General features: G+C 66.7%; 5 protein-coding genes and 1 pseudogene. 3 read left to right on the forward strand and 3 right to left on the reverse strand.

The features are described from left to right. Window positions 1-4 precede the first annotated feature (4 nt). Window positions 5-832 (forward strand): class I SAM-dependent methyltransferase, encoded by an 828-nt coding sequence (locus ACZ7MG_RS05835; protein WP_471393923.1) that lies wholly within the window; start codon window positions 5-7, stop codon window positions 830-832. Window positions 833-867: 35 nt separating this feature from the next. On the opposite strand, the gene ACZ7MG_RS05840 is transcribed toward ACZ7MG_RS05835, so the two are convergent. Further along, entirely contained in the window at window positions 868-1572 is a 705-nt protein-coding gene (locus tag ACZ7MG_RS05840) for a tyrosine-type recombinase/integrase (protein ID WP_471393920.1), read from the reverse strand. Window positions 1573-1687: 115 nt separating this feature from the next. Beyond that, window positions 1688-2978 (reverse strand): annotated as a pseudogene (locus tag ACZ7MG_RS05845) (IS256 family transposase). 191 nt (window positions 2979-3169) lie between these two features. Between ACZ7MG_RS05845 and ACZ7MG_RS05850 the strand changes: the two are divergent. After that, a complete protein-coding gene (locus tag ACZ7MG_RS05850) occupies window positions 3170-3421 on the forward strand; it encodes a hypothetical protein (protein ID WP_471393918.1) in 252 nt (83 codons plus the stop codon). A 63-nt stretch (window positions 3422-3484) separates the two neighbouring features. Here ACZ7MG_RS05850 and ACZ7MG_RS05855 read toward each other — a convergent pair whose 3' ends face one another. Continuing rightward, the gene (locus tag ACZ7MG_RS05855) at window positions 3485-5767 is read right to left on the reverse strand and encodes an NACHT domain-containing protein (protein WP_471393915.1); all 2283 of its coding nucleotides are present in this window, start codon (window positions 5765-5767) and stop codon (window positions 3485-3487) included. Window positions 5768-6045: 278 nt separating this feature from the next. On the opposite strand from ACZ7MG_RS05855, the gene ACZ7MG_RS05860 reads away from it, so the two are divergent. Further along, window positions 6046-6204, forward strand: coding sequence for a hypothetical protein (locus tag ACZ7MG_RS05860; RefSeq protein ID WP_471393912.1), 159 nt, complete (start codon window positions 6046-6048; stop codon window positions 6202-6204). Window positions 6205-6564: the final 360 nt, after the last annotated feature.

Raw genomic sequence — 6564 nt, forward strand, 5'->3', positions numbered from 1 at the left:
GTTCGTGACTGATGATCCGCTGATGCGCTCGAATCGACGCGATCTCGGCCGAGTGTTCAACGAGGTGGCGGAGCTCTACGACCGGGTCCGGCCGAGATACCCCGACGAACTGTTCGCGGACCTCGGCGCCATCACCGGAATGGACAAAAGGTCGTCGGTGCTGGAGGTGGGCTGCGGTACCGGTCAGGCGACGCCCACGCTGGCAGCGCTGGCATGCTCAGTGACCGCCGTTGAGCCGGGCACGGACATGGCCGCACTCGCTCGCCAGCGGATCGCCTCCTTTCGCAACGTCGAAGTCGAGACGTCGACTTTTGAGGAGTGGGACGATCGCGGTCGACGCTTCGACGTTCTCGTGGCTGCATCTTCGTGGCACTGGGTCGACCCGTCGATTGGCTGGCCGCGGGCGCACGCCGTGCTCTCTCCCGGAGGCTGGATGGCGCTGCTCGGCCACGTCGTTGTCCGCTGGCCGGGAGAGCCGGAGGTGTACGCCGAGACCGCCGATCTCCACGAGCGATTCTGTCCCAGAAACCCCGACTGGGGTCATCCTCCGGTGGAGGACGACGTGCGCACCACCGACGAGGGCTGGGGCCTGGTCGACGATCCCGGGGGATTGTTCGGCCCAACGATCGTGCGCTGGTATCCAACCGTTCAGTGGTTCAACGGGGATGGCTTTGCCGATCACCTTCGCTCGCTGTCGCTGTACCGGAGGCTCGACCGCGACGTCCGTGAGCCCCTGCTCGACGCTATCGCCGAGCGTATCCGCACGCGGATGGGCGATCGAGCATCACGCCGTTACCTGAGCGTCCTCCGTGTCGGACGACGCGCCGAGTGAGCCCAGGCACCGACCTCTGAACTCCCGGCCGCGGCCTAGTCAGCAGTTGGAGAGGACTCTTTCGTCTCCCGCCTGGGGAGGGCGATCTCGCCGAGGGCCGGCACGCCGAGGCTGACCGCGTTGGTTCGGCGGTTCGCCTCGGCATCGAGCTGCGCGAGCTTGCCCTGGGCACCGGCGAGGCTGACCTGCAGGCCCTCCACCTCACCGAGCCAGCCTTCACGCTCGGCCTCGGCGATGCGGGCGATCAGGTTGTCACGGATGTCGGCGAGCCGTGCCCGTTGGGCCGGATCGGGTCGAAGGAGTGAGCATCTGACACAGGCGTGTTCATGGACACAAGGAGACCCGAAGGCGCGTGCGCAGGTGCCGATGGATACCTTCCGTTTCTCGAAGTGGGCCAGGAAGGTGTCCCATTCCTCCGTAGTTGGGGTTCGGTATTTTTCGCCTGGGCGAGAGGCTCGGCGGCGGGCGATGAACGCTCGGTGGGCCTCGATTGTCTCGGCAGGGTAGACCGCTTTGTACCCCATGGTGGTCTCGATGCTTCTGTGTCCGCAGATCACCTGGGCGATGTGCGGCGGCAGGCCGTTCATGATGGTGTCGGTGTCGAAGATCCTTCGGAAGTCGTGGGGCGAGAAGGTGAGCGCCTCGCCGTCGGCGCTGGTCAGGCCGGTGGTGGACAGGGCGTTGATCAGCAGTTTTCGGATCGCGGTTGGCGTGAAGGCGCGCGGTTCGGAGCCGAACATCGCGCTGGAACAGCAGCGGCATCGGCGGGTTCCAGACCTTCTCGCGGACGTCGTAGGAGGCCACCAGCGGTATCGGGGACTGTCAAACGAGTGGTGTAACTGGGGGTGGTTGGGGCTATTGGCGGGCTGCTGAGAGGCGGCCGTCGAAGGTGATGTCGAAGGCGTTCAGTGCGGTCTTCCAGCGCATGGTCCAGCGGGCCTGGCCCTTGCCCGTGGGATCGAGCGACATGATCGCCATGTAGACGCACTTCAACGCGGCCTGCTCGTTGGGGAAATGTCCGCGAGCCTTGACCACTCGCCGGATGCGGTCGTTGACCGACTCGATCGCGTTGGTGGTGCAGACGATGCGCCGGATCTCGGTGTCGAACCGCAGGAACGGGGTGAACTCCTTCCAGGTGTTCTCCCACGGTTTCACGATCGCCGGGTACTTCCTGCCCCAGGAATCGGCGAACTCCGCGAACCGGTCCAGGGCGGCCTCCTCGGTCGGCGCCGTGTAGACGGGCTTGAGGAGACGCGCGATCTTGTCCCAGTCCTGGCGGGCGGCATAGCGGAAGGAGTTCCGCAGCAGAACACGACGCAGGTCTGCACGATCGTCCTGGGCCAGACCGTCTCCACCGCTTCAGGCAGGCCTTTCAGCCCGTCGCAGACCAGCATGAGCACGTCGCTGACGCCGCGGTTCTTGATCTCGGTGAGGATGTGCATCCAGTGCTTGGCGCCCTCGCCACCGTCGCCGGCCCACAGGCCCAAAATCTCCCGCCGGCCCTCGGTGGTGGCGGCCAGGGCCACGTAGATGGGCCGGTTGGCGACCGCGCCGTCGCGGATCTTCACGTGGATGGCGTCGATGAAGACCACCGGATAGACGGCGTCGAGGGGGCGGCTCTGCCATTCGGCCATGCCCTCGAGGACCTGGTCGGTGATGTCGAAATGGTCTGGCGGGAGACTTCGGCGCCATAGACCTCGGCCAGGTGGGCTTGCACCTCGCCGGTGGTCAGGCCCTTCGCGGCGAGCGAGATGACCATCTCGTCGACGCCGGGCGGGCGCTTCTGCCGCTTCTTGACGATCTTCGGTTCGAAGGCCCCATCACGGTCGCGCGGCACCGTTGTCTCCACCGGGCCGACGTCGGTCAGCACGGTCTTTGAGCGTTTGCCGTTGCGGGAGTTGCCGCCGTTCTTGCCGGCCGGGTCGTGCTTGTCATAGCCGAGATGGTCCGTGATCTCGCCTTCCAGGGCGGACTCCAGCAACCGCATGGTCAACTGCTGCAGAAGCCCGCCTTCACCGGTCAGCTGCAGCCCCTCCGCCTGGGCCCGGTGCACCAGCTCGTCGATCAACTGGTCGTCAACGGCCTTCGCCGACACCTCGCCTGCGGACTCGGCACCCTCGGACTCGGACACGTTCTCACTGGTCATCGATGCATCTTCCATGATCGGGAGTTACACCGAACGTCTTACAGTCCCGATCTGACACAGCTTCTGAGCTTGTTCCTTATCGACGGGCCCGGTCGTGTGGTCACTCATTGGAGTGATGGCAGGGTATGGGGGCCTTCTCGTGATCCTGAACTCTGCGACGAGATGCAGGAGTTCACAAGGAAGGCCGTGGGATGAGTGTGCTGGTGCGCGCCGGCGAAGGGGACGCGTTCGAGGAACTGTCACGCTTTCGGACGGCCTTCTACGGGTGTCTGTCCGCGCGGGCGGACGCGTTCTTCGAGCTGGCCGACGCCCTGCTGTGCGCGGACGGGCCGACGCGGACGCCGGTGCCTGCCGCCGGCGGACCGATTGGCCCGGGGCCGCAGTCGACATCTGCGCACCCTCCACGCGGCACCATCGGGAGCACACAGGACGCCGGTGATTGAGCACCCCCGCCGTGGCTGGCCGTGTGGCAGTCCTGACGACGTGCCCGGCGAGGCGCGGTCTCTTCAGCGGTGACCCGCATCCGGCTGGGTCACGCGGCGCTGCTGCGGGGCCGCGGGGCGGGCGGCGATCCATTGTTGGAGCTCTTGGTGGCGGAACTGATAGGCGATGCCGGATGGTCGCAGAAGTCCCACCGTACTGGCCCAGTCGAGGAAGGACCGCGGCCTGGCAGGGAGTCGTCGGCCTCCCAACGTGCACAGACGGAAAGCCAGATGGCGACGCCACGCGTTGGGTCCGAGGGACAGCAGGGTCACGATGAAGGTGAGCCAGCCGAGGCCGGCGGCGGTATGCCAACCATCGACGAGGGTGGCACCGGCCGCGACTGTGGCCGCTGTCACGAGGGCCACACCCAGAGCGGACTGCACGTCGTCCCGGATGTCGGTGCCAGGCGGGCGGGGGCGGTTCGCGGAATCCGTGACTGCGACGGTGACACCACGGACGAAGGCGGCCGGCAGGACCGGCAGACGGAAGGCGAGGCAGACGAGGCGTACCATGACATACCCGATGACAGCACCGAACGCGAAGCCGAACACCGTCGTGGTGATGAAGCGGAACACGGGGTTGGGTTCCATGCTCAGGAAGTTCATCCGGAGTACGGCCGGAGTGCGGGAGGGGAAGTCCACGACGTGGAACACGTGCGCGAGTAGGGAGAACACCATGTACCCGAAGGCGAACGTGGGGACGATTCTTGGGAGATTTTCCGGCGCCAGGCCGCACCTGACCTCGTCGAAGGCGGTCATGAGTCCCTCCAGCGGACGCAGACGGAGGCGCCGCCACCGAGAGGGCAGGTTCAAAGGCTGAGGTTCCCGGATCTCGCCGACAGCGTTCACGACTCCGAGAAGCCCCGCCAGACCGATGGCAAGGACGTTCGATGTACCGGGGGGCGGTGCCACGACCAGGACGGGTGACCCCAGTGAGACGAGGGCGACGAAGGTCAGCACACCGTCGACGAACCGTACACGTGTCCTTCCCCCCAGCGGCCACAGGCGGTGAAGAACCAGATCCGACCCCGGCTCCGGCTGTGCGTCGGGCCGATGTCCCAGACGTGGGTTGGTGAGCGATTTGGCCAGGTGGTGCAGCCAGCGGTGCACCTTGACCGCGTCGTACGGGCCGTCACTACAGGCATTGCTTGCCGTGGCCGCTGGAATGTAGCGGTCCAGCAGATACTCCTCCACGGCTTCAGGCGAGGGCAGCGTGAGCAGGTCGGCCGGGTCACCGCGGTCATGGTAGGCAGCGGCGACCAGCGACAGCCGCCACGGGGTCGACAGCGCGTGCTCCAGCTCGGCTGCCCTCTGCGCCAGGTTCCTGAGCAACTGCTCCCAGTCGGTCTGCTGCCAGTCGGCTCGCTGGGTGTTGCGCGCGTGCAGGTAGGCCGCCGCACGCTCCGTACCGACGCCGTGGACGAGCACGAGTGCGACGTCGCGCAGTCTGGCCTGGTCAGGCAGCGCGTCGTAGTGGGTGTCGCGGCAGATGAGGATCAATGGCCCAGGGGGCCGGTCCCTGGCGTATTCGTCGAGTGCTTTGAGAGCGGCAAGGGCCCGTGTGGCGTTCGGGTCGGGGCGTGGGAAGCCGGCGGCGTCCCGGACGGTGCCTCCGCTGTCCCTCAGGGGTGGATCCATCTCGTCCAGGCCGTCGAGGACCGGCAGGACGAGGCCGTACCGGAACAGGTCAGCCGCCAGTGTCCGCGAGCAGCCGAGGGTGGAGACGATCCGGGCGACCAGGAAGTCCTTGAGCTGAGGCATGGCTTTGAGGTCCCAGTCGGCCAGCGACAGTCGAAGAGGGACGGAGGTGGTGAGGTCCGCTCTTGTCTCGATCAGTTTCCGGGCCAGTTCCATGGCCAGAACCGTCTTCCCCGCACCGGGTGGGCCCACGATGACCAGTCGGCCATGCGGCACGCTGCGATAGAAGGAGGCAACGTCCATGGTCGTCGTTCCTGAGCCCTCGACGGAGTAGAGCCACCCTTCCGTGGCCGTCATGGCTGCCGACCGCCCCGTGTCGCGCAGGGAGTAGTGCAGGTTGACGCGTGCGCCATTGACGGCGCCCACCAGGATGGCCAACTGCCGTTTCTCCGTCGCCTCGATCTCCACGGCGAGGGTCCGGGACGCCTCTTCGGCAATGGCCCTGGCGGTGGCGGGACGGTTGATCGCCTCGATGGACACAAAGAGGCTGACCAAGGAGACGAAGAGACTCACCACGCTGAGCGGAATCCCCAGGACGGCCGAGGTGTCGGGTGCCGAGTTGAGCTCTCCGAGGTTGCTGACAGCCCAGACCGACGACACCAGGGCCATGACACCGCTGACACAGACGGACGCGATACTCGCGGAGCGCCCTCGATTCCCCCAAGACATCCCGGAATTGTTCCCCAAATCTTCCTGATACACCCCGACTTCGCTGAAAAGCGGGAGAACGGGCAGCGGAGCACGAAGGTGGCGTTCCCGGCCGTCGCCCTCACTGATCCGCCCCAGTCCTGCTGGGCACGCTGGACGACACGCCCGCGTCGCCCGCCGCGCGCGGCGCGCTGGTCCAGCTCCTGGCCGACCTCGCCGTGCGGCACTCGATCGCCCTCTTGGGCAAGGTGGTCTACCGCAATCCCGTCAGCGGGGTCAGTCGGCCCGCGTCGGCCATCGGCGGCCACCGCCATTGGGCGGGCACCACCTGCCCGGGCACACTGTTCACCGCGATGCCGGCCATCCGCGAGGAAGTCGCCGACCTGATCGCCGGTTGACCCGTCGTCGGGCAACTGCCTCAACTCGACTGGTCTGCCAGTCGAGTTGAAGCAGTTGTATGTTGAGCCCGCCTGGGGGACTTCTTGACCGGGGTTCCGGGCGGTGGGGCCGGGGGGTCCTTCCCCGAGGCCTGGGCCTCCGCCTCGGCCTCGGCGATGGCGATTGCGATGCCGAGCGCTTCGGCGATGTTGCCCACCGCTGTCATGACTCAGATCTGGGCTACGGATACAGCTGGATCAGATCGGCTCGGTCGTTGGCGCTCACCTAGTGTCCTGCGCCAGAGATCCGTCGGCAGAAGCGTGCGAGGGAGTCGAGGATCTCTTCGGCTGTCTTGGTCCAGATGAACGGCTTGGGGTCTT

This window comes from Streptomyces sp. NPDC107538 (assembly GCF_055657445.1).

What these genes read in the sequence shown, in the direction of transcription:
- ACZ7MG_RS05840 (WP_471393920.1), bottom strand. Translation starts at nt 1,572, where the DNA reads ATGTTCGGCTCCGAACCGCGCGCCTTCACGCCAACCGCGATCCGAAAA.
- ACZ7MG_RS05850 (WP_471393918.1), top strand. Translation starts at nt 3,170, where the DNA reads ATGAGTGTGCTGGTGCGCGCCGGCGAAGGGGACGCGTTCGAGGAACTG.
- ACZ7MG_RS05855 (WP_471393915.1), bottom strand. Translation starts at nt 5,767, where the DNA reads ATGGCCCTGGTGTCGTCGGTCTGGGCTGTCAGCAACCTCGGAGAGCTC.